The organism is Cobetia sp. SIMBA_158 (genome assembly GCF_046566945.1).
GTDB lineage: Bacteria > Pseudomonadota > Gammaproteobacteria > Pseudomonadales > Halomonadaceae > Cobetia > Cobetia amphilecti.
On sequence record NZ_JAWJYL010000134.1, the window covers coordinates 1 to 345 of the forward strand.

1 protein-coding gene is annotated in these 345 nt (G+C 41.7%); it reads right to left on the minus strand.

Going from position 1 to position 345, the window contains the following annotated elements:
- A partial coding sequence (locus R2R70_RS19305) for a cupin domain-containing protein (protein WP_410978794.1) occupies nucleotides 1-345 on the minus strand: 345 nt, incomplete at both ends.

A 345-nucleotide genomic window follows, 5' to 3' on the forward strand; every position in this document is an offset into this window, starting at 1 on the left:
GGAAAAAGCAGGTTCTACTGGTGCCAAGTCCATTTCGTGTTTGGGTTGGCTTAAAGTTTTGCCAAGCCATTGCTTGAAAAGACCATCATCTTCTAGCATTGAGGCGATAAGATGCTTAACCTTTTTAGCTTCATTATTTGTAAGCTCACCTTTTGAGGCTCTTGTAACTAAGTTGTGGTCTGTGTAGCGTTTTTGACCGCTTTCAGTATCAATAACATGATCGGCAAAGCTTGATAGTAAATCTTGCTGATTTGGTGCTCTAAATCCCACAGAGTAATTAAGTGCATTTTCAACTGCGTAGCCTTCATGCGGGCAGCCTGGCGGAATATATAAAATATCACCGGG